The sequence below is a fragment of the Rothia sp. P5764 genome (assembly GCF_048512965.1).
In the GTDB taxonomy this organism is placed as follows: Bacteria; Actinomycetota; Actinomycetes; order Actinomycetales; family Micrococcaceae; genus Rothia.
This window is the reverse complement of record NZ_JBLXXQ010000001.1, coordinates 252,014-272,498: the sequence shown is the minus strand read 5'-3', so window position 1 is coordinate 272,498 and position 20,485 is coordinate 252,014. Positions and strand designations below refer to the sequence as shown.

Here is a 20,485-nt window from a genome sequence, read left to right as displayed (position 1 = left end):
TCTACCATGACTACTGTAGCTTTTTTGGGAACGGGTTCCATGAACGGGGCAATTGCCTCAGGCTTGCTTGCCGGTGGAGCTGATCCTGCAACACTTCGCGCTACTGTCGGCTCCGTAGCTAGCGTCGAGCCCCTTAAGAAGAAACTGGGGGAGCGAGGCTCAGAAGTCCTGGTACTGGCAAACGAGACAGAGCCCGAAGCAAACCTGCGGGCTGTCCAGGGTGCAGACCTTGTGCTTTTGGGCGTCAAACCCTACGCTATTCTTGACCTTGCCCGGCAGATCGCCCCGGTACTGGACCCCAGCACCCTTGTGGTATCGGTGGCCGCAGGTATCACCCTCGATGCCCTGACAGCAGCACTGCCTGAGGGACAACCTGTTATCCGTTGCATGCCAAACACTCCTTCACGTGTGGGCAAGGGGGTTCTTGCTATCTCGGTGGGTGCGTCAGTAAGTGCTAGCCAGCAGGAGGTAGCGGCCAATATCTTGGCGGCAGCAGGGCAGGTCTTTGAGGTTGGAGAGGAACAGATGGGTGCTGTCACCGCTGTGTCTGGTTCTGGGCCTGCCTATGCTTTCTTACTAGCCGAGACAATGGCCGCCGCCGGTGTGAAGTTAGGCCTTGATGAGCAAACAGCCACAGCGCTAGCCGCGGCAACCGTGGCGGGTGCGGGCTATCTCTTGGAGGCTGACCCTGATCCCGAGTCACTGCGCCAGGCCGTCACCAGTCCCAAGGGGACCACAGACAGGGCTATCCGGACCTTTACTGAGGGTGGTCTCTTTGAACTAACTGAGGCGGCTATGCGGGCTTGTGTTCAGCGCAATGATGAGATGACCGCTGAATTCTGCGGCGGGAGCAAGGATCACTAGCACCTAAAGACTGTTTGAGCATAAGAGCATACTGTGCTACCAAGTTCTATAACAAGAATTCAGCCTTGAGGGTAGCGAAACTACTTGGGGGCAAACTAAAAGGCCAGTCCGTAGGGAACCGGACTGGCCTTTAGCTCTCTACCCACCAGTAGGGATCTGGCGGATGGAGAATGCCTTCAACCTGAACTCGGTGGCATTAGGGGGAACCACCATAGAGATCAGGTCTCTAGCTACTTGAACGGGTTCGCGGACCGTTCAGTAATCACTCGCACCTTTAGAGGTATTTATAACTATAGGCTAGTTCGTAGGATTATGCACCTTGTCGTCCTAGAAAAAACAGAAAAATTTTCAGAAATTAGCTCAATATACATATTAGGTTGAGGTTTATTGAATCCTAGTCAGGGCAACCTTTGGGTGGAGAATTTAGGGCCTTGAGGCAAAACGCTGAATAAGATCTACTTGCCCAGAGACAATAAGTAAATCTCGTGAAGAGACTTTTGTTGTGGGGGTTGCATGGGTAATCTCTTCGCCGGGGGATTTTACACCCACGATTGTTACACCGTATTTCGACCTAACGTCTGATTCTGCCAGGGTGAAGCCGTGGGTTTCTTTAGGTGGGTACATTTTGACGATGGCGAAATCATCGTCAAACTCAATAAAATCAAGCAAGCGACCGGAGACCAGGTGGGCGGCACGGACGCCGGCGTCTGACTCTGGGTAAACAACCCGGTGTGCTCCAATACGGGATAGAATTTTGCCGTGGGAGGGCGTAATCGCCTTGGCCCAGATGCGTTCAATCCCTAGGTCCACTAGGTTAGCTGTGATGAGCACAGAGGCCTCAACCGAGGTCCCTACGCCAACCACAGCAGAGCTAAAGTCCTGAGCACCTAGCTGGCGTAAGGCGTTGATATCTGTTGCATCTGCTTCGACCACATGGGTCAGCTCACCTGCCCACTTCTGAACCAGTGCGGAATCCTTTTCAACAGCCAGAACCTCCTTATTCTGGTGGACGAGCTGTGCAGCGGTAGCTGACCCAAAGCGGCCAAGCCCGATTACTAGAACCGGGGCGCTGTGGGTTGTGCGAGACTCTTTCTTAGCCAATGATGGGCCTTTCTTCGGGGAACTTGTATAGACGGCGGCGGGAACGTAGAGCCAGCCCCGTTGCCACGGTGACGGTACCGACTCTGCCAATCAGCATCAGCAGGGAAAGGACGTAGGCCCCTGCCGCTGGCAAATCAGGTGAGAGCCCGCTTGAAAGACCACAGGTGGCGTAAGCGGAGATAACCTCAAAGAGTGACTTATCCAGGCTGGCTCCGCTGATCAGCATAATAGCGGCAGTCCCCAGGAGTACAAAGACAGAACTCATCATGATGACCGTAATTGCGATGCGTAGTACAGCGTCAGGGATGGTTCTTCTGAAAGCTACAACGAACTGATCACCACGGGCCTCGGCCAAAATGGCTAGAAAAACTACGGCCAGGGTAGTGACCTTGATACCACCAGCGGTTGATGCTGAGCCTCCGCCAACAAACATCAGTACATCGGTCAGGAGCATTGTCACCGGGTTCATGTCTGACATCTCTACGAGGTTGAAGCCTCCAGAGCGGGTCATGACAGAAGCAAATATTCCGTTCAGTAGCTTATCGGCCAGGGTCATGCTCCCGATAGTTTTGGGGTTGTTCCATTCAAGAACCAGCCAGGCTAGGGAACCCATCATAAAGAGCAGGAAGGTACCCAGCAGGGTGAGCTTGGCGTTGAGGTTCCACCCCCGGTAGTGCAGGCTCTTGCGCAGGGCCAGGATGACTGGGAAGCCCAGGGAGCCGATAAAGACCCCTAAGGCTATGGGGGTAATGACCCACAGATCATGGCTATAGGGTACAAGGCCATCTGTGTGAGGGGTGAAGCCTGCATTGTTAAAGGCCGAGATCGCGTAGAAGACCCCGTGCCAGGTGGCTTGGCTCAGGGGCTCGCCCAAAAATATGAAGCGGGGAATAAGGGTTGCGGCAATAAAGGCTTCGATGGTGATAGAGGTGAAGGCTACTGTGCGTAGGACTGAGCCTACTTCACCCAAACGGCCAATGTTGAGGGTTTCCTGAGCGATGATTTTTGAGCGTAATCCAAGTTTCTTGCCAACGATCAGAGCCAGGATAGAGGTGAATGTGAGGGTCCCCAGGCCCCCGACCTGTGCGCCGACGAGAATAACGAGGTGCCCAAAAGTGCTCCATTGGTCAGCCGTGGAGACAGTGGTAAGACCGGTAACGGTCACAGCACTAGTTGCCGTGAAAACCGCATCATGGAGGGCTACTGAGTGGCCGTCCTGGGAGGCCCAGGGGGTGTAAAGGAGCAAGGATAAGGCGGAAATGACCAGGACAAAGGCTGCAATAGCTATGCGGGAGGAGGAATTTCCCACACTTTGATCTACTAGCTCGCGAAATCTATATAAGAGAGTTTGGAGAGGGTGGGCATCTTGGTCAGCCTCTTTCATGACTGTTTGAGGGACTCTTTCCTTGATTTTGAAGAGGGTGCTATGGTCCTCGGGTTTCGGGGGCTGGCGCACGATTTTGTTCATTGGTTCACCTCTCTTTCTAGCCTAGTGTGCGTGTCATATCGGTAGGCTCCGCTGTCGATGGGGTTTAGAGTGTTTAATGAGAAATGTGACTTAAATAACCTTTAGGGGGTAGTGCTCGTGGCAGCAACCGATAGTCTGACGCCAACTGACCTGCGAGTCTTGTGGAGTCCCCACATGGCTAACTACTATTTTGGCGACTATCACCCTATGCACCCTTCCAGGCTCGATGCCACGGCATCCCTAGCTCGCGCATTGGGAATCTTTGACCTGCCGCAAATCCAGCTCGAAGAGCCAGAGATGGCTAACGTTCACCAGCTCATGTTAGCGCATGATTACTCCTATATTGATGCGGTTCAGAAGATTAGTGCTGACCCGAGTCTTACCATTGCAAACTGTGGTTTGGGGACGGAAGATACCCCTGGTTTTGAGGGGGTGCACGAAGCAAGTGCCCGGCTGGCTGGTGGAACTTTTCAGGCGGCAGAGGCCATCTTGACTGGTGCTGTAAAACATGCGGTTAATTTTGGTGGCGGTATGCACCACGCTTCGCGGGATCAGGCGAGCGGGTTCTGCATCTATAACGACTGCGCTGTAGGTATCGGCCACCTGCTGGAACAGGGTGTTTCAAAAGTTGCCTACATCGATGTGGATGCCCACCACGGGGACGGTACTCAGAGCATCTTTTGGGATAATCCCAACGTTATGACTATCTCTCTGCATGAGAGTGGCATGACGCTCTTTCCTGGCACCGGGTTTGCAAACGAGGTGGGGCCGGAGGGCCTTGCGGCGGGAACCTCGGTAAATATTGCCCTACCCGAAGGAACTGCTGATTCTGGCTGGCTCCGAGCCTTCGACGCAATCGTCCCCAGCGTCTTACGGGAGTTTCAGCCAGAGGTCATTGTTAGCCAACACGGCTGCGACTCACACATGGACGATGACATGTCGCACCTGAAGGTCAGCATTAACGGTCAGCGTGAGATTGCCGCCCATATTTCTTTGCTTGCCGATGAGCTGTGTGAGGGCCGATGGATAGCTACCGGGGGAGGGGGCTACTCGATTTATAACGCTGTACCCCGTTCCTGGAGCCACCTTATTGCTGTTGCCGCGGGTCAGCCTCTCGATGTGAATATACCCACTCCGAAATCCTGGCAAAAATATATGTTGGAGCGCTACGGGACGAAAGTGCCCACTATCTTGGGGGACCCAGTGGATTTGTGGTGGTCTTCGTGGGAGGTCGGGTTTGACCCTGCAAGCGGTATCGACCGCTCAATTATGGCCACCCGCAAGGAGGTTTTTCCACTGTGGGGTCTGGATCCCTGGTATGACTAGTCAATATTTCTGGTGTGGCAGGGTAAGCTAGAATAGCTAAGTATTACCCTTTGGGTAAAAGTCCCTCCGCTTCAATAAGGTGCAGGCATGTCCCCCCTTCTGTTGGTAAAACATGCAATTGTGGGTATATATACGTATATGATGTCAGTATGAAAGATGACGTTTTTGCTGTTATCGCTGACTCGACCCGGCGACACATTCTTCAGGCACTTGCTGTCGAGCGATTGGCTGTGGGTGAACTGGTCGAGGAGCTTGGCGTTAGCCAACCAACTGTTTCTAAACACCTTAAAGTCCTACGAACTGCCGGTCTTGTCGAAACCGAGGCCGTAGGTCAGAAGCGTTTCTATTCAATTACCCCAGCGCCCCTCCTTACTATCACTGATTGGGCTCAGACCCTCATCGATGCCCCTGCTCTCCAAACAGGAGAGTCCCAAACTGTTCCCACCCCCCAGGACGAAAGGGCTCACCCTGCAGACCAGCAGGTCAGCACGGCCAGCCCCCCATCCCTCGAAACAAAGGTTAGCCCGCTTGCTACAAGTAGCGAGCCAGAAGAAGCCGAAGAAGAGCCCCCCGTGACTGCTGAAGTTACCCAGGAACAGGTTGATACCCCCCTTGTTCCTCACCCTAGGAATGCCGGTATTTTGATTACTCCTTTGACTGCTTTCACCCCGGTCCTTGACCGGTACACCGGTGAGCGAGCTGACGGGATTATTGATAAGGAACAGGTATTCTCCAGGCAGAAAGCAGAAAGTACCAAGGCTCTATCTGCAACATTAGATAACACATTTGCTGCAGAAGACCTTGAAACTGAGGCAACTCTTCAGCTTAAGCTGATGGCTCAGAACCTCACCTTAGATTCTGAAGACGAACAGGTTTCTCCAGGCGAGAATCCGCTTGTTCCCCAAGGCCTCTCCCAAGCTCAGCCTGCTCTTTCAAAGCTTGAGACTGATATTGATGCCCAGGCTGAGGCTGCTGTAGCGGAATCGCAGGAACGCGCATCTATCACAGAGGCGCAGGCAGCAGAAGCCGCTGAAGAAGGCGGTCTGCTGTCAAAGCTGGCTCGCTGGGGCCGTCGCAGCGCGCGCTAATCACTCCATAGACCCCTACCTGAGAGAAAACACAACCCTATATGGCACACCATCAGCAGTTTCTCGACTGGATTGAGAATGAACTGATTAACCAAAACCTGCATCTGGGAGATGAACTACCCGATGACAGAGTGCTGGCCCGCGAGGTGGGTCTTAGCCAAAATCTGATGCGTGAAAGCCTTAAGCACTGCGAAGAAATCGGGGTGCTAAGGCTTTATGAGGGGCGCAAGAAGAGCATCATCAGCGTTCTCTTGCGTGAGCCGGCATCATCGGCTGGCCCTGCCATCGGCCTCTACTTGGCCAGCTCACGAGCCCCGCGCCAGGACCTGTTAAACACCTGCCTACTCCTGGAAAGCTACGCCTTGGCCGGGCCGTCTTTTGACCAGTCTGCCTTCCCCGAACTTGACCGGATTGTCGGGGCCATGCAGGATGCCGCTACCAGTCTCAGCGATTTCCACGACCTTGAGGCTGATTTTCATATTCAGCTGGGTCGTTTGTCGGGTAACGCCCTGGTCTCTGCCCTGTTGGCTACGCTGCGCGATGCCATGATTGAAGCGCGGTTTGAGCTTGTTAACCGGGTTCCTCTGTGGAGTGCGACATCGGCTCGTTTGCGTATGGAGTACCGTGCCATTGTCGATGCGGCTCGTTCTGGTGATCCTGCACTTGCTCAGACCCTGTTGCGAGCTAACCTGCATGAGCGTTTTGCTGAGGCAGGTCACCGGCTTGATCTGCCAGAGGACATGGGGCAGGAGGATGAGGACCCTCAGTTCACTCTGGAACCCGTGGATATTGATGCCAAGGGGCTCCTGCCGGAGCAGTGGGGTGGTGCAATTGAGCCAGACCTCTTTGAGGCTCTGGCAACGATTCAGCCCATTAAGTCTTCTGTTTCGCCTGCGCGGTCTGTCCTAGAGAAGAGCAAAGAACAGCCTGCGCCCGAACCGGTTACCGCCTCGCCTGTGCAAACCGCGCCGGAAGCTCCGCTGGAGGAGGCCCCTGTAGAAGATGCTCCCGAAGTAGCCGAAGCTGTGACTGCACAGGAGGTCCTGACTGATGCGACCCCTCAAGCTAGCAAAGATACTGCTGAAGCTGAGAGCGCCCAGGCTCTTGTAGAGCCCAAGGGCCAAGAACCGGCAGAGCGTTCGGAAAAGGAGCCGCAAGCTAAGGCCGCAGAAACTCCTGAGCCTGATCTTGTGCTGGATAGCGAGGAAGAGAAGTCCCGTGAACCTGCTGTATCTGAACAGCCTGACCAGCAGCCCGAGCGTCCTGAGCCCATCGCGCTGGCAGAAGAGCGGGCTGTACCAACCGGTAGCGCTACGCGTAAGCGTCGCGGTACCGTCAGCCCCGTTGTTCGTGCAACGGTGATTCCACCGCGCCAGACCTCGCCCAAGCCGGTCCCGGTCCGGCGCCTCATTGACTGGCAACCGGTCGGCCAAGAAGACAAACCTCTTGTAGTTACTGAGCAGGTATCGGCTCCGGTCCAGAGGGTTCCGGTAGAAGACCTTGAAGAGAAGCTCAAAAACGAAGAAGCTCGTCTGGCTGCTGCCAAGAAGCTAGCTCGTCGTACTGAGGCCAACCCTAGGGAATCAGGGGCCGCACCTGCTCGTGAGACTGGGCAGGTCGCTCATGCACCTGAAGCTCAGGTCATGGAGTCACCTGCGCCTGCAAGAGAAATCGCCGCATCTGAGCCGAAACACCCCAGCAGGGTAGCTTCTAAGAAGCTCTTCGATATCGTTAACTACTTTGGTTTTAAGCAGATGAAATCTCCGGTCAGGTCGGCTGTGCCCGCAGAGCCTTCCCGCGATGTGGACGATACCCTGCATATATCTGATGAGCCTGAAACCAATTCGTTTGAGGGGTATGAGTACATCGACCCCCTTGCCGAGGATGACGGTGCAGCCGACTACTCTGATTGGGAGGATGAGGACCTGCACAAGAGCGCTCCCTGGCAGGATGAGACCTCGCAGGTTAAGAACGGCCAGGCCGAGGAGCCCCTACCGGCACAGACTGGCCAACCTACTGAGCCGGGTACTGCTGCGTCTGCCGGGAGTATCCTGAGCCAGAAAAAGGGTAAAAAGAAATCTAAGAAAAACCGCCGCTAAAGGCTCAGTGTGGGAAATGCAACGAGAAAATGTTCTCACTTGAGGGTGAACGGGCCTCGGAACGTCCTGTTTACCTGTACTCTTGACAGAGAGCGTTTTTTCACGCGGAGGGTATTTTTGTGCCCAAAAGCGTGTGTAAGGGAGCGTTTATACCGGTATAACCCCCGGATAGCTACCGTACACACCTGAACTATCAGGTGGTGTCGGCCGGGTATCAACCACTCTATTTAATAAGTGAGGTGAATCCTATGGGTTCAGTTATCAAGAAGCGCCGCAAGCGTATGTCGAAGAAGAAGCACCGCAAGCTTCTCCGTAAGACTCGCCACCAGCGCCGCAATAAGAAGTAAATTCTTCACCGTGAGCCTCGCACCTTTGGGTGCGGGGCTCACGCTCTTTAAAGTGTGGCGAGAGGCGCTGGCGCGATAGAGTAAAGACTATGGCCACACCGCTTATTGAACTTCTGACCAAGCCAGGGTGCCACCTGTGCGAATCTGCCCGGCAGGCAACCCAGGAGGTTGTCTCAGGCTTTGACCTGAGTTTTACCGAGATTAACGTTGAGGATGACCCCGACCTTTTGGAGCGGTACCGTACCGAGATTCCGGTCTTGCGGGTGGACGGGGAGGTTAAGGACTTCTGGCAAATCAACACCAAGCGTCTTGCTCGCCTGCTGGAGAAAAAACTGGCTGGCTAAAAACGTTGGGCCAGGCAAAGCCCTGACAGACCACAGTGGTGGCCAAGAGATACCCGGGCTCTTCAGGTCGGGTTAGCGCTTGTTGGCCGCGTCTGAGAGACTAGGTATATGAGCACACCACAACAGGCTACTGTTACTGTCCACCTGATGCGCCACGGCGAAGTGCACAATCCGGATCGTATTGTGTACGGGCGCCTACCCAACTACCACCTGTCCGAGACCGGGCAGAAAATGGTGGGTCTGAGCGCTGAAGAGTTTAAGCGCCGCTCCGATGCCGGGGCCAATATCGTGCACCTGGTCTGTTCGCCGCTCACCCGCACCCGGGAATCTGCCGCACCGATTGAAGAGCTCCTGGGCTTGACCGCTCAGCCCGATGAACGTGTGATTGAAGCCGATAACTACTTTGAGGGCCTGCATGTCAATAAGCAGGAGCTGCTGGGGAACCCCTCACACTGGAAGCACCTGGTGAACCCCCTGCGTCCTTCCTGGGGTGAGCCCTACAGGGAACAGGTTGCCCGTATGGCAGAGGCCATTAAGGACGCCGCACGCACAGCCTATGAGCTGGGGGGTGATGGCGCCGAGGCAATCATTGTGTCCCACCAGCTCCCCATCTGGATGGCCCGCACCTCGGTGGAGGGTGGTCTGCTACCGCATGACCCCCGCGCACGCCAGTGTAATTTGGCTTCCATTACCAGCCTTAAGTTCAAGAATATTTTTGCTCCTGGCAAGCCAAAACTCTCTTATGTTGAGCCTGCTGCGGAGCTGTACTCAGGTGTTATTCAGTTACCCGGGTCATAATAGCCCAGTTGCATCCTCACACCCTCTGACTCGAAAGACCCCTTTTTATGTTGACTCCTTCTGACCTACGAGTGAGCCGTAAGCAGGCTCTGGGGCTCTTTGCTCTGGGCACTGTGGGGCTTCTATCTGCCTGCTCGCAAGGCCAAGATTCTCTGGCATCCCAGGCTGATGCGGGGGACGCTAAGGGATATATTGCCGGTGATGGTAGCGTCACCGAATACGCGCAGGGGGAGCGGGGGCAACCCGTTGAATTTGAGGGTGAGCTGTTTGATGGTTCGGTTGTTCGAGCATCAGAACTGCGCGGTAAGCCGGTCCTGATCAATTTCTGGTACGCAGGGTGTGCGCCCTGCCGCGCTGAAGCTCCCTGGCTCAACGAGCTTCATGAGAGCTATGGCCAGAAAGTTATCTTCTACGGTGCTAACGTGCGCGATGAAAAAGGCACCGCTGAAGCCTTCGAGAAAAAATTCGGGGTTGCCTATCCCTCCTTTAGGGATCTGAACGGCAAGGTGCTCCTTGCCATGAGCAAGTATGTTCCTGCTCAGGCCGTGCCCACTACTGTTGTGCTCGATGCCGAAGGGCGTGTAGCCGCCCGCATCTTAGGGCAGATTGATAAATCGGTTCTCAAAACCCTGCTCGAAGACCAAATCAGTGCCTAACTACGGCCAAATAGTTCTTGATGGCTCACTATGGCTGGCTCTGCCCCTGGCGGCTTTAGCCGGCCTGGTGTCCTTTGCCTCGCCCTGTGTGCTACCGCTGGTACCCGGCTATGTTGGCTACGTTACGGGCCTATCGGGTGGCCAGATGAGTGCCCGCCACCGAACCATCCGCATGTTGGTTGGGATTAGCCTATTCGTGTTCGGCTTCTCTCTAATTTTCGTGCTGATGTCGGTGGTACTCGCTCAACTGGGTGCCGCCCCCTGGCTACGCGGTCAGCGCTGGGTTGATGTGCTCCTGGGAGCCCTGGTCATTCTGATGGGCCTGATTTTTATGGGGCGCTTCAACTTTTTCCAGAAGGACCGAAAAATCGAGGCAAAACCACCGGCAGGGCTGTGGGGAGCACCGATTCTGGGGATGACTTTTGGCTTGGGGTGGGCTCCCTGCATCGGCCCCACCTTTGCCGCCGTCCAAACCCTTGTCTACACCGGCGGGTCAGGTAATACTAAAGCTATTCTTCTGACGCTGGCCTACTGCCTAGGGCTGGGTATTCCCTTCCTGCTGGTAGCCCTGGGGATCAGCAGGGGTGTTAACACCCTGGGGTGGGCACGCCGCCACCGCCTACTCCTGCAGAAACTGGGCGGGGCCATGCTGATCCTTATCGGTATTCTGCTAGCCACGGGAGCCTGGACCTCCATGATGTCCTGGTTCCAAGCTACGGTTCCGGTCTACCAGCTCCCTATCTAAGTATCGGTACTCACCACCACACAAATACCCGCACTCATTACTCAAGGAAATCATGGCTGAGACTCAAGACGCGGCGGCACTCGGGCCGCTAGAAATGCTCCGCTGGGCCTGGACGCAGCTCACCAAGATGAACACCGCGCTCTTCTTGCTGCTCATGCTGGCTGTTGCCGCTGTGCCCGGCTCGGTCTTTCCCCAGCGTATTCAGGACCCTGCAAAGGTCAATGACTACATCAAAGCGCACGAGACGTGGGGCCCTATTGCCGATAAGCTCCAGCTCTTCGATGTCTTTTCTTCAGTCTGGTTCGCCTCTATCTACATTCTGCTCTTTATCTCGCTGATTGGGTGCGTTATCCCTCGCGCTCTCAAACACTTCCGCTCGATGCGCTCTGCTCCTGCGCGCACGCCCAAGAACTTTAACCGCCTACCCCAGCACCGTACCCTCATGATTCCCCTGGGCGAGGGCACCGAAGGGCTCACAGCCCAGCAAGCCATTGAAGACGCTGCCGCTATCCTCAGGAAGCGCCGCTACCGGGTAGAGATCCGCCAGGAAGCAGACGCTGTCAATGTAGCGGCTGAACGTGGCTATCTACGCGAACTTGGCAATATCCTCTTCCACCTGGCCATGATGGGGGTGCTGGTCGCCGTTGCTGTTGGCTCCCTCTTTGGCTACAGCGGCCAAAAGATTGTTGCGGAAGACGAAACTTTTGTGAACTCCCTGATGAGCTACGACTCATTCAGCCCCGGTACAAACTACAACCCCGACTGGCTGGTCCCCTACGCCGCGACCATGGATACCATGACGGTAGAGTACGACCGGCAGAAAGGTTCACCCACCTACGGGGACGATATTGACTACTCTGCCGAGTTCACTCTCACTGATTCCAAGGGGGAAAGCCGCCAGCAGACCCTCAAGGTCAATGAACCTATCTACTTTGAGGGCACTAGCATCTACCTGCTGGGAAACGGCTATGCTCCCGTCATCAAAATAAGCAATGACGACGGTACCGTAGCTTTTGAAGGCCCCGTGGTAGGCCTACCGGCGGGTAAGAGCTACCTGTCATCGGTGGTTCTTAAGGTTCCCGACGCGAGCCCCGACCAGCTGGGCTTTGTGGGTATGTTCCTGCCTACCGGCGAACGAACTACCGGGGCCGCACCGACCTCAATCGACTCAGACCTCTATAACCCCATGCTGGTTCTTCAAAGCTACACCGGTGACCTGGGGCTCGATAAGGGGGCGCCCCAGAATGTCTATGTGCTTGACCTTGAAAGCCTAACCGGGCTGAACACCATGGCCCAGGGCAACGGTATCGTCCTTGATGCAAGCAATACCAAAGCCACCATGCCCGATGGACACGGCACTGTCGAGTTCCTGGGCGTCAAGCGGTACGCTGGCTTAGAAATCCGCTCGGATCCGGGCCGCCCGCTAGCACTGGCATCCTTTATCCTGCTCTTTGCGGGCCTGATTATTTCGCTCTTTGTGGCTCGCCGCCGTGTTTGGGTGCGGGCCCGTGAAACAGGGGAGGGCGCGGAGCGCGCACTCACGGTCGAGTATGCCCTGCTGGCTCGTGGCGAAGACCCCCGTCTAAGCCTAGAAGCAGATAAGCTCACGGACTTGCTCGCTGAGCGATGGGGACTAGAATTTGATGAAGCATAACCACCCGTGCACACCGGCTCAGCAGGTGCGCCGCCCCATACAGGCCTCGGCCTCCTAACCCTGCTTGTAGCACCTTTTGAATCGAGAAGCCTATGCCAGAAATTAACGAAACGTTCGCCCGCTGGAGTGAACTCTTTATGTACCTTGCGGCGCTTACCTACATGTTTGCTTTCATTGCCTTCAGCTGGGATGTTGCCGCTAACTCGCGCATTACCAAACGGCTTGAAGCCGCCCAGGAGTCCAAGAAGGAACTTGTGGGAGCAGGCGTGGGCGGCAAGTCCGCTTCGGTGCCTGCTGCAGTTATCAGCAGTACCGAGCAAGGAACCGGTGCTCGTGGTATGGGCTACCAGCGTGTGGCCGCCGCTAAGATTTCCGCCCATGTGGCAGATTCGGATATGCGCTATGGTAGCGGTGAGCGTCGTCCGGCTGCGCGTGCTGCGGTAGCTATCATGGTGCTGGGCTGCCTTGTTCACGCTGCTGGTGTGGTGACCCGTGGTTTGGCTGCCCACCGGGTTCCCTGGGGCAACATGTACGAGTTTTGCACTACCGGTGCTTTCCTGGTGACTGCTGTGTTCCTGGTGTTCCTGGTTTTCCGTGACCTACGTTTTGTGGGCACCCTGGTTTCGGGGCTGGCCCTCGTGATGATGACAGCGGCCACTATGGGCTTTAATACACCGGTGGGCCAGCTTAAGCCCGCCCTGCAAAGCTACTGGCTGGTTATTCACGTTTCTATTGCGGTGCTGGCCTCTGCGGTCTTTACCATCACTTTTGCCATGGCCGTTCTTCAGCTTGTGCAGACGGCCCGTGAGCGTCAGATTTTGGCCGACCAGGACACCTCATTGACCCGTATGGGCTTTATGCGGTTGATTCCCTCGGCTACCGCGCTGGAAAACTTTGCTTTCCGCTTGAATACCGTGGGTTTTGCGATGTGGACCTTTACTCTAGCTGCTGGTGCTATCTGGGCTGAAAAGGCCTGGGGCCGTTACTGGGGCTGGGACACCAAGGAAGTCTGGACCTTTATTATTTGGGTTGTTTACGCGGCCTACCTGCACGCCCGTGCAACCCGGGGTTGGTCTGGCCCGCCGTCCGCCTGGCTCTCTATTGCTGGCTATCTCTGCATTATCTTCAACTTCACCGTGGTGAACGTGTTCTTCTCTGGCCTGCACTCTTACTCGGGTCTGTAAGCGCTCCTAGGGCTAGGTGCTCAGCGCCGGTCTCTTCTCTGCTGATGGGCAGGGAAGAGGCCGGCTTTTTTGTGGGTTCCCAGGGTAACTCTTGAAATCTATCTAGGTACATGTTCTACTTAGTGATGAAAGGAGCGGACTATGGCAAACAGCATGTACCCCCAGGCTCTGATCAGAGCCACCCTGCCCCTGGCCATCCTGGCCTGCCTTGAAGTCGCACCAGCCCATGGGTACGGCCTGGCCCAACACCTCGAGCAGTGGGGGTACGGCAAGCTTAAGGGCGGTTCCCTCTACCCAGCTCTCTCCAAATTAGAAGACGCAGGCTTTGTCACTACTAGCTGGACTCAGGGCGAGAAGGGGCCCGCCCGCAGGCTCTACGCCATTACGGGTGCCGGTCACCGCCATCTAGAAGCCCAACGCAGCCGGCTGGCGGAACTGGCCCAGCAACTGGGTGCTCTGCCTGTCGCTCTTGCCACCACTGGCTGAAAGATTTTAAGGAGGAGCTATGACAAGGACCCCCTACGAAAGACTGACCGAAGAGATCAGGCAGATTAGTGATCTGTCTGAAGATACCGACTGGGTACAGGCCGCCTTCGCCACCCTAGCCACCAACTCCGTCAAAGCCGTAACCAGCGAAAGCGCAGTGCGGGGCGTTATCCGGCAGGTAGAGGCAACCGGGCAAAGCCCAGCCCAACTTTACGGCCCGCCGCAGGAATGGGCCGCCCACAAAATTGCGCTCTGGCGCGACAAGGGAACCCAGGTCTTTCTTGAAGACACACCCCTAGGCCTGAAAGAATTTATTGGCTTAGGTTTGTGCCTGGGGGCCTTCTACTCTCTTCTCTTCCTGCTGGTCTTAGCGCTACCGAGCGACCGCCAGGCCGACCCCAAAATAGGGATGCTAGCGGCCCCCCTGCTTCTGGCTTTCCTTACCCTAGGGGTAGGTTCCCTCTACCAGCGGGCCAACAGGCGCTGGGGGTTTGTCAAGGCTCTTACAGCCTGTGCTCTCTTCACGCTCCTTGGCTCTGGGGCAACGGCGAGCGTCTTTGGGTTGCTCGGTGCTACCAGCACCCGCTATTCCCCCTGGTGGCTCCTACTGATTGCAGCTGTTCTCGGTCTACTGGGAGCCTTAGCCTTCAAATACCTCCCAGAGCCCTCACCGCACAAAGCACAGGAGTTGGTGCCCGGTGATGAAGCTACCTGGCTATCCGTTCTCATCCAGGAACTGCGATCCCGGGGCGATATGACCGAAGCCCGTGCCCGCGAAGAAGCCTACCGCGTGAGAGAACACCTAGCCTTCAGCCAAAGTAGTGCCCTAGAAGAGTTTGGTGATCCCGTTACCTATGCCCGCTCACTGGCCGGGCAAGGCAAGGTCCCGCCCTACCGCAACCTCCTGAGAGCCTCGCTTAGCCTAGGGGCCTGCTGCTTTTGGGCCTACAGCGCTTTTGCCGTCAATGACCCACAGGCTCTTAGCTGGAAACTACCCATCCTATTCCTGCTCGTGATACTGCTGGTCACGGAGGCCCGTAAAAGCTGGCGCGCCTACCATAAGGCCCAGAAGCCCCTGGCCTAGAAAATCAAGCCTAGAAAACCGGTAAAAATGAGGCCCCCGTAGCGACTGCTACGGGGGCTCAGGTTTATGAGGAACTGCCATCTTCTGGCTTATGGTCGGGGTCCTCGGGATCTTGAGGGTCAGCCCGCTCAGTGTCAGCAGGGTTCTTCAGCCCTTTGCGCTCGCGGTCCTGCTTCTCTCGTCTGGCCCTAGCTTCAAGAAAACGAAGATACTCGGGGTCGTCATCGGGGGCTACCACCGGTTTCTCAACAGGCGCGCCGAAAGAGCCGTACCGTGATTTAGGCGGCCTGCCCAACCAGAACCAGAGCACAGACCCCAGTAAGGGGAACAGAATCAAAACAACCAGCCAGGCCCCCTTAGGTAGGGTCCTTACCAGGCCCCGGTCGCTCTGAGCGGCATCCAGAATAGAAAAAATCCACACACCCACTAGCAGTGCGGCACCGCCAATAATCAAAATAGCTCTACCCATACCTTCTAGTGTGGCACGTTCCAGCCCGCTAGATGAGTTTGTGCGCTGATAGCGAGGTAAACCGACCGGGCAGGGTAGACTGGGGGAGTGAATTTTTTCAAGTACTCCTTGCTCCGACTCAGTCTTGCGGCTTTAGCTTTCTTCGCCGCCTACTATATTGGGGCGGGCCTTTACCTCTCCGCTATCTGCGGTGTCATCATTGGGTTCGCAATCTGCTACCTTGCCTTCCCCCGCCTGCATGTTGCCGCCGCTGGCGATTTTAACCGTCTGCTCAAGCGCAAGCCCCGTGAGAAGACTACTATCGCTGAAGAAGATCAGGCCGTCGAAGACCAAATTGACGAGGCTAACCGCTCACATCAGAGCCTCTAAAACACTATCAGGGACGCTCCACCGGGGCGTCCCTGATGCGTTGATGGGGTACTTATCTTATGCGGGCTCTGAATCACCAGCTGGCTTTAGTAACCGGTAAAGACCGTAGCCCGCTCCGCGAAGATCTCTAAGGGGTGGAGTATCACCGCTAGGGCAATAAAAATTGAGTAGCAGAGGGCTATAAAGCCCGCCTGCTTGAGCACGGGAATGAGCTGCAGCCCCAGGGCACCGGAGAGCACTACCAGGCAGGAATGAACGACCGGGCCAATCAAAATAAAGGTGAGAACAAACCAGGGATTACTGGGGACCAGCAGAACAGTTAAACCTAAGCCCAGGGCCATCTCCGCTGTGTAGGTCAAGCGTGAAACCCTGTCCCCCAGGCGGACAGCCAGGGTCCTCTTGCCGGCCTCAATGTCGGTGGGTATATCACGGACATTATTGGCCATGAGCAGGGCGCAGGAGAAGAGCCCCATAGCCACGGCACAAACCCAGGCGGTGAGAGTAAGCTGGGCAGTTTGGGTGAACATCGTACCCAGGGTAGCGACCAAACCAAAGTAGATAAAGACAAAGATATCGCCTAGACCCAGGTAGCCGTAGGGGTGCTTGCCGCCGGTATAACCCCAGGCCGCCAGTACCGCAGAAGCACCGATGGCCAGGAACCACCACTGCTGGGAGAGCATGATCAGCCCCAGGCCGCTCAGCCCGGCAAGACCGAAGCAGAGGAAGGCCGCCAGCTTGACCTGGTAGGGCTTGGCAACTCCCGATCCGACCAGGCGCAGGGGGCCAACGCGCACCTCGTCTGTTCCTTTAACGCCGTCGGAGTAGTCGTTGGCGTAGTTGACTCCCACCTGCAAGAAAAAGGCCACCAGAAAGGCCAGTAGAGCCCGTTCTGGCCTGAACTCCTTGACTTCGTAGGCGGCGGCGGAGCCAGCAATGATGGGTGCGGCGGCCAGGGGGAGGGTGCGTAGGCGCGCTCCTTCAATCCACTGTGCAACTGTTGCCACTGCTTGCTCCTTGTACTTTATCGGGGTAATTGGCGGGGATAGCCCACATAAACACCCCATTATCCCACTTTTTACTGGGCTAGGGGTTTAGCCGGTGCGTGAGGCCCACCGCGTGGCCAGGTTGTCCTTGACTGTTTTCCGGTCGGGTTTGCCCGTGCTGAGGATAGGGAAGCCTTGCGGGAAGAAGTCAATGAGCTTGGGGGCTGAGGCCGGGCCCAGCTGGTGGGCAACCCACTCCATCAGTTCGCTGTCCAGGTTTTCAGGCCGGTGGTTGGCGGCTGAATCGTTTGCTCCGGCTAGGGTCACGGCGGCGGAAATAACCTGACCCCACCGAGGATCGGGGAGCCCAAAGACCAGGGCCTCCTGAACGAGCGGGTGGCTTTCGAGAGCGGTGGCCACCTGCCGGGCACTTGTCTTGATACCACCGGAGATGAGCACATCGTCGCTTCGCCCCTGCACGGTGAGCCTGCCGGTGGCGGCATCAAAACTACCGAGGTCGTCGGTGCGGTACCAGCGGGTGCCGCTGGGGTCGATGAAAAAGTGTGCGGCTGTGCGCTGGGGGTCCTGCGCGTAGCCGCTGGCAATGGTCGGCCCGCCCAACCAGATTCTGCCGGGTGCGCTGGTATCTTCCGCCGGCTCTATCTGCACGCACACACCGGGCAGGGGGGTAGCCTCGTAGACGCAGCCCCCGGCTGTTTCGGCTGAACCGTAGGTTCTGATAACGGGCAGATGCAGTTGCCGGGCCGTCGCGATCAGCTGGGCGCTGGAGGGGGCACCGCCGAGCAGAACAGCCGAGAAGGAACGCAGGGCGTCCACTGCGGCCTGGCGCAGGGCGACATCCGGTGTTTCAAGCAGCCGGTGGAGCTGGGTCGGCACGAGGGATACCAGCCGCTCGCGGGCAGTGAGCCGCTCTGCACTATCTACAAAGTCGCGGGCACTAAAGCTGGTTCCCTCAGCAATGGAACGGGTGAGTACGGGCCGGGTACCTGCCAGCACTGAGCGGGCTAGCACCTGGGCACCGGCAACATAGTGGACCGGTAGAGCTAGGAGCCACTGGGCTGAACTGCAGTCGGTTACCCTGCTGGTTGCGTCGGCAGAAGCCTGGAGGGCACCTGCGCAGAGCACAATCTTTTTAGGCCGACCGGTAGAGCCGCTGGTGGCTACGACAAGCGCCGGAGTGGTGGGGTTTTCATCAACCTGCCTAAAGGCCCTACCAAAGAGGGCCAGGGAACGCTCCACCTGTTCCTCTACTGCACCGATTGGTGCCCCATCCACCATGACGGCGGAGCCCGGGCTGGGTAGGGGCGGTGCGGGTAGGGGGGTGAGCTGGTGTGTGTGCATGATGTTCTCCAGTTTACGCCTGGGCGGTGAGTGGCTCTTAGCCCAATCCGCTTGATAGTGTTGTGGGTAACAGTAATGCTAGGGGTGGCCCCTGGTAGAAGAAAGGGAAATAGGTGTTTTCTATTGGTGCTGGTGAGGTCTTTGCCTTGCTAATCCAGCTAGCGTTCTTTGGGTTGGTCTTTTGGGCCATGCTGGTTTTCCACAAGAAGAACAAAGCTGAGATCCGGGTAATTCGTAAGCGCCTGGGCTTGGGACAGGACCTTGATGCTAGGGGAGGTAAGTAGCCATGAGCCTGATTCTTGCAGACGGGGCTAACCCGCTGGCACCCACTACTGGTGAACTGGTTATCACTATTGTTGGCCTGGTCTACCTGGTGGCAGTGCTGACTCTTTTTGTTTTCTCCATTGTGGTGCTCTTGACTTGGGTGCGCAAGAATAAGCTGCGCGTCATTGAGCTGGAATTTGAAGAACAGGCCATCGACCGCCGCCGCGCTCAGGGTGGGCAAGAGGCAGAGTAGCTGTTGCCTCTTGCTGACCGACATGCGGGGGCCCCCTTTCAGTTGCGCGAGAGAAACCGCGCAGGTGGAAGGAATACAGCGAAAATACGTGAGCGCATTCTTGATGATAAGGGAATAATCCTTGCTCGGGAGCCTCAAAACATAAGCAAAGGGCATCCCTGCACCCGATAGATGCTTGTACCCCCAACTCTGTGCTCCTAAGAAAAGGAGCCTGGGCCAACAGCAAATACTGCTTTATCTCCAGGGGTTTAATGGTTTGAATTTATATCACATAATTATTGAATGCCGGTATTTCTAGGAGGGCCTGGTGGGAAATGAAATTGATAATCGAATTGTGTTTCTGGTTGGAAACGGTTTTGATATATCTGCCCTTAAACATGTAGGGAGTAAGTGTGCCACCTCTTTTGAGTCATTCTATTATTTTTTTAAAAATGAGTAATTTTAATGAAGAAAATTTACTTCTTGAAAAAATGGAGGGCTTGAAAGATGATGGTGCAGCAAATTGGAGTGACTTCAAATCGGCACTAGAAATTGTATATGATGAAAGGACTTCCTGTGTTGAACGGCTTGAGGAAGACCTGAATGAAATACAGATTCAGTTTTCAAAATTTTTAAACTTCGTTGTTAATGACCATGTTTTAGAGTCGATAAACAAGCTAGCTGGAGATAATCAATGTGGATCTTAAACTTACGTAGGTTTTTGGGCGACCTAAGCTGTAGCAAGCTTGATTCTCTGGGTTTTACCAGGAGCGCAGGTAATCATCAGAAATTAAAGTTTGATATTTTTTAACTTTAACTATACTTCGTTGCTCGATAATTTCCTGTACCTGGGAAAAGCAATTTGACCCTCATCCCTCTGCCACTGTCGAAAATAACTTCAAGTTCTCCCCGAATCCTAGAGGTTTGAATCTATCCACTGCCTTGTAAAAGCCGAGTTTTGGTGCGTCCATCTGATTTTTCGTTGAGGCTATTCGTAGTGGTACCTGACTGCCGCGATTCTGATGGTGTCGTCAACGATTTTATAAACCAGCCTGTGCTCCTCTGTGATTCTGCGGGACCAGTACCCCGAAAGATTATTGCGCAGAGCTTCCGGCTTGCCAATGCCCTCATTGCCATTGCGCTGAATATCTTTGAGCAAGGCGTTGATCCGTTTAAGCACCCTACGGTCCTGGGCCTGCCACCACAGGTAATCTTCCCAGGCGCTCTCACTCCACAACAGTTTCATAGGCTCGCTAACCTTCTGCAAGGGTATGAGTTTTGCCGTCACCAGACTCAAGCTCCTCAATTGAGTTAAGTAAGCGGCGTGCATTGGCGGGGGAACGCAAAAGATAAGCTGTTTCCTTGAGAGACTCGTACTCGGCCAGGGAAAGAATTACGGCAGGTTCGCGCCCAGCGCGGGTAATGATTACTTCTTCACGGTCATCAACCACAGAATCAAGTACCTGGGCGTATCTAGAACGTGATTCTGTGTAGGTCATAGTTTTCATAAAATCCTCCTGTACAGGAAACTGTACCTATGCTGAGCCTATTCGACAAGGTAA

General features: G+C 55.7%; 24 protein-coding genes. 17 read left to right on the top strand and 7 right to left on the bottom strand.

Annotated features, from left to right (window positions below):
• The first annotated feature begins 6 nt into the window (after positions 1 to 6).
• Positions 7 to 864, top strand: coding sequence for a pyrroline-5-carboxylate reductase (gene proC / locus ACN08Y_RS01270; protein ID WP_419099187.1), 858 nt, complete (start codon positions 7 to 9; stop codon positions 862 to 864).
• 423 nt (positions 865 to 1,287) lie between these two features.
• Here proC and ACN08Y_RS01265 read toward each other — a convergent pair whose 3' ends face one another.
• Positions 1,288 to 1,965, bottom strand: coding sequence for a potassium channel family protein (locus ACN08Y_RS01265; RefSeq protein ID WP_419099188.1), 678 nt, complete (start codon positions 1,963 to 1,965; stop codon positions 1,288 to 1,290).
• Complete coding sequence (locus tag ACN08Y_RS01260) at positions 1,958 to 3,274, bottom strand: TrkH family potassium uptake protein (protein ID WP_419099189.1); 1,317 nt, start codon at positions 3,272 to 3,274, stop codon at positions 1,958 to 1,960. The genes ACN08Y_RS01265 and ACN08Y_RS01260 overlap by 8 nt, the downstream gene beginning before the upstream one ends.
• Positions 3,275 to 3,607: 333 nt before the next feature.
• On the opposite strand from ACN08Y_RS01260, the gene ACN08Y_RS01255 reads away from it, so the two are divergent.
• The 12 genes from ACN08Y_RS01255 (at position 3,608) to ACN08Y_RS01200 (ending at position 15,244) form a co-directional block, all read left to right on the top strand.
• Complete coding sequence (locus ACN08Y_RS01255; protein ID WP_419104749.1) at positions 3,608 to 4,759, top strand: acetoin utilization protein AcuC; 1,152 nt, start codon at positions 3,608 to 3,610, stop codon at positions 4,757 to 4,759.
• A 149-nt stretch (positions 4,760 to 4,908) separates the two neighbouring features.
• Positions 4,909 to 5,847: an ArsR/SmtB family transcription factor gene (locus ACN08Y_RS01250; protein WP_419111617.1), complete on the top strand. Its 939-nt coding sequence runs from the start codon at positions 4,909 to 4,911 to the stop codon at positions 5,845 to 5,847.
• A 41-nt stretch (positions 5,848 to 5,888) separates the two neighbouring features.
• A complete protein-coding gene (locus ACN08Y_RS01245) occupies positions 5,889 to 7,946 on the top strand; it encodes an FCD domain-containing protein (RefSeq protein ID WP_419111616.1) in 2,058 nt (685 codons plus the stop codon).
• Positions 7,947 to 8,194: 248 nt separating this feature from the next.
• On the top strand, positions 8,195 to 8,293 hold the full coding sequence (locus tag ACN08Y_RS01240; protein WP_005504750.1) for a 30S ribosomal protein bS22: 99 nt from the start codon (positions 8,195 to 8,197) through the stop codon (positions 8,291 to 8,293).
• An 89-nt stretch (positions 8,294 to 8,382) separates the two neighbouring features.
• Complete coding sequence (locus ACN08Y_RS01235; RefSeq protein ID WP_419099193.1) at positions 8,383 to 8,637, top strand: glutaredoxin family protein; 255 nt, start codon at positions 8,383 to 8,385, stop codon at positions 8,635 to 8,637.
• A 108-nt stretch (positions 8,638 to 8,745) separates the two neighbouring features.
• Positions 8,746 to 9,435 (top strand): histidine phosphatase family protein, encoded by a 690-nt coding sequence (locus tag ACN08Y_RS01230; protein WP_419099194.1) that lies wholly within the window; start codon positions 8,746 to 8,748, stop codon positions 9,433 to 9,435.
• A 47-nt stretch (positions 9,436 to 9,482) separates the two neighbouring features.
• Complete coding sequence (locus ACN08Y_RS01225; protein ID WP_419104745.1) at positions 9,483 to 10,091, top strand: TlpA family protein disulfide reductase; 609 nt, start codon at positions 9,483 to 9,485, stop codon at positions 10,089 to 10,091.
• The gene (locus ACN08Y_RS01220; protein WP_419099196.1) at positions 10,084 to 10,836 is read left to right on the top strand and encodes a cytochrome c biogenesis CcdA family protein; all 753 of its coding nucleotides are present in this window, start codon (positions 10,084 to 10,086) and stop codon (positions 10,834 to 10,836) included. Before ACN08Y_RS01225 ends, ACN08Y_RS01220 begins: the two co-directional genes overlap by 8 nt.
• 52 nt (positions 10,837 to 10,888) lie before the next feature.
• Positions 10,889 to 12,490 carry a cytochrome c biogenesis protein ResB gene (gene resB / locus ACN08Y_RS01215; protein ID WP_419111615.1) on the top strand — a complete coding sequence of 534 codons (1,602 nt, stop codon included), beginning with the start codon at positions 10,889 to 10,891 and terminating at the stop codon, positions 12,488 to 12,490.
• A 92-nt stretch (positions 12,491 to 12,582) separates the two neighbouring features.
• Positions 12,583 to 13,674 (top strand): c-type cytochrome biogenesis protein CcsB, encoded by a 1,092-nt coding sequence (gene ccsB, locus ACN08Y_RS01210; RefSeq protein WP_419099198.1) that lies wholly within the window; start codon positions 12,583 to 12,585, stop codon positions 13,672 to 13,674.
• Positions 13,675 to 13,815: 141 nt separating this feature from the next.
• Positions 13,816 to 14,160: a PadR family transcriptional regulator gene (locus tag ACN08Y_RS01205; protein WP_419111614.1), complete on the top strand. Its 345-nt coding sequence runs from the start codon at positions 13,816 to 13,818 to the stop codon at positions 14,158 to 14,160.
• A 19-nt stretch (positions 14,161 to 14,179) separates the two neighbouring features.
• Positions 14,180 to 15,244 (top strand): hypothetical protein, encoded by a 1,065-nt coding sequence (locus tag ACN08Y_RS01200; protein ID WP_419111613.1) that lies wholly within the window; start codon positions 14,180 to 14,182, stop codon positions 15,242 to 15,244.
• 64 nt (positions 15,245 to 15,308) lie between these two features.
• Here the strand turns inward: ACN08Y_RS01200 and ACN08Y_RS01195 are convergent, their stop codons facing one another.
• Entirely contained in the window at positions 15,309 to 15,713 is a 405-nt protein-coding gene (locus tag ACN08Y_RS01195) for a PLD nuclease N-terminal domain-containing protein (RefSeq protein ID WP_419111612.1), read from the bottom strand.
• 87 nt (positions 15,714 to 15,800) lie between these two features.
• On the opposite strand from ACN08Y_RS01195, the gene ACN08Y_RS01190 reads away from it, so the two are divergent.
• Positions 15,801 to 16,082 carry a hypothetical protein gene (locus tag ACN08Y_RS01190; RefSeq protein ID WP_419099202.1) on the top strand — a complete coding sequence of 94 codons (282 nt, stop codon included), beginning with the start codon at positions 15,801 to 15,803 and terminating at the stop codon, positions 16,080 to 16,082.
• 86 nt (positions 16,083 to 16,168) lie between these two features.
• On the opposite strand, the gene ACN08Y_RS01185 is transcribed toward ACN08Y_RS01190, so the two are convergent.
• Entirely contained in the window at positions 16,169 to 17,086 is a 918-nt protein-coding gene (locus ACN08Y_RS01185; RefSeq protein ID WP_419099203.1) for a 1,4-dihydroxy-2-naphthoate polyprenyltransferase, read from the bottom strand.
• An 87-nt stretch (positions 17,087 to 17,173) separates the two neighbouring features.
• Entirely contained in the window at positions 17,174 to 18,427 is a 1,254-nt protein-coding gene (locus tag ACN08Y_RS01180) for an AMP-binding protein (protein WP_419111611.1), read from the bottom strand.
• 113 nt (positions 18,428 to 18,540) lie between these two features.
• Here ACN08Y_RS01180 and ACN08Y_RS01175 point away from each other — a divergent pair, with 113 nt between their 5' ends.
• From ACN08Y_RS01175 to ACN08Y_RS01165, 3 genes are all read left to right on the top strand, one after another.
• On the top strand, positions 18,541 to 18,711 hold the full coding sequence (locus tag ACN08Y_RS01175) for a hypothetical protein (protein ID WP_419111610.1): 171 nt from the start codon (positions 18,541 to 18,543) through the stop codon (positions 18,709 to 18,711).
• Between the two features lie 2 nt (positions 18,712 to 18,713).
• Positions 18,714 to 18,944, top strand: coding sequence for a hypothetical protein (locus ACN08Y_RS01170; RefSeq protein WP_419110818.1), 231 nt, complete (start codon positions 18,714 to 18,716; stop codon positions 18,942 to 18,944).
• Positions 18,945 to 19,336: 392 nt separating this feature from the next.
• Positions 19,337 to 19,630: a hypothetical protein gene (locus ACN08Y_RS01165; RefSeq protein WP_419111609.1), complete on the top strand. Its 294-nt coding sequence runs from the start codon at positions 19,337 to 19,339 to the stop codon at positions 19,628 to 19,630.
• A gap of 281 nt (positions 19,631 to 19,911) precedes the next feature.
• Here ACN08Y_RS01165 and ACN08Y_RS01160 read toward each other — a convergent pair whose 3' ends face one another.
• Positions 19,912 to 20,169, bottom strand: a complete 258-nt coding sequence (locus tag ACN08Y_RS01160) for a Txe/YoeB family addiction module toxin (RefSeq protein ID WP_419099208.1) — start codon at positions 20,167 to 20,169, stop codon at positions 19,912 to 19,914.
• Between the two features lie 7 nt (positions 20,170 to 20,176).
• A complete protein-coding gene (locus tag ACN08Y_RS01155) occupies positions 20,177 to 20,431 on the bottom strand; it encodes a type II toxin-antitoxin system Phd/YefM family antitoxin (RefSeq protein ID WP_419111608.1) in 255 nt (84 codons plus the stop codon).
• Positions 20,432 to 20,485: the final 54 nt, after the last annotated feature.

What these genes read in the sequence shown, in the direction of transcription:
- ACN08Y_RS01155 (WP_419111608.1), bottom strand. Translation starts at nt 20,431, where the DNA reads ATGAAAACTATGACCTACACAGAATCACGTTCTAGATACGCCCAGGTA.
- ACN08Y_RS01160 (WP_419099208.1), bottom strand. Translation starts at nt 20,169, where the DNA reads ATGAAACTGTTGTGGAGTGAGAGCGCCTGGGAAGATTACCTGTGGTGG.
- ACN08Y_RS01170 (WP_419110818.1), top strand. Translation starts at nt 18,714, where the DNA reads ATGAGCCTGATTCTTGCAGACGGGGCTAACCCGCTGGCACCCACTACT.
- ACN08Y_RS01205 (WP_419111614.1), top strand. Translation starts at nt 13,816, where the DNA reads ATGGCAAACAGCATGTACCCCCAGGCTCTGATCAGAGCCACCCTGCCC.
- ACN08Y_RS01200 (WP_419111613.1), top strand. Translation starts at nt 14,180, where the DNA reads ATGACAAGGACCCCCTACGAAAGACTGACCGAAGAGATCAGGCAGATT.
- ccsB (WP_419099198.1), top strand. Translation starts at nt 12,583, where the DNA reads ATGCCAGAAATTAACGAAACGTTCGCCCGCTGGAGTGAACTCTTTATG.
- ACN08Y_RS01230 (WP_419099194.1), top strand. Translation starts at nt 8,746, where the DNA reads ATGAGCACACCACAACAGGCTACTGTTACTGTCCACCTGATGCGCCAC.
- proC (WP_419099187.1), top strand. Translation starts at nt 7, where the DNA reads ATGACTACTGTAGCTTTTTTGGGAACGGGTTCCATGAACGGGGCAATT.
- ACN08Y_RS01245 (WP_419111616.1), top strand. Translation starts at nt 5,889, where the DNA reads ATGGCACACCATCAGCAGTTTCTCGACTGGATTGAGAATGAACTGATT.
- resB (WP_419111615.1), top strand. Translation starts at nt 10,889, where the DNA reads ATGGCTGAGACTCAAGACGCGGCGGCACTCGGGCCGCTAGAAATGCTC.
- ACN08Y_RS01195 (WP_419111612.1), bottom strand. Translation starts at nt 15,713, where the DNA reads ATGGGTAGAGCTATTTTGATTATTGGCGGTGCCGCACTGCTAGTGGGT.
- ACN08Y_RS01250 (WP_419111617.1), top strand. Translation starts at nt 4,909, where the DNA reads ATGAAAGATGACGTTTTTGCTGTTATCGCTGACTCGACCCGGCGACAC.
- ACN08Y_RS01240 (WP_005504750.1), top strand. Translation starts at nt 8,195, where the DNA reads ATGGGTTCAGTTATCAAGAAGCGCCGCAAGCGTATGTCGAAGAAGAAG.
- ACN08Y_RS01235 (WP_419099193.1), top strand. Translation starts at nt 8,383, where the DNA reads ATGGCCACACCGCTTATTGAACTTCTGACCAAGCCAGGGTGCCACCTG.
- ACN08Y_RS01180 (WP_419111611.1), bottom strand. Translation starts at nt 18,427, where the DNA reads ATGCACACACACCAGCTCACCCCCCTACCCGCACCGCCCCTACCCAGC.
- ACN08Y_RS01225 (WP_419104745.1), top strand. Translation starts at nt 9,483, where the DNA reads ATGTTGACTCCTTCTGACCTACGAGTGAGCCGTAAGCAGGCTCTGGGG.
- ACN08Y_RS01255 (WP_419104749.1), top strand. Translation starts at nt 3,608, where the DNA reads ATGGCTAACTACTATTTTGGCGACTATCACCCTATGCACCCTTCCAGG.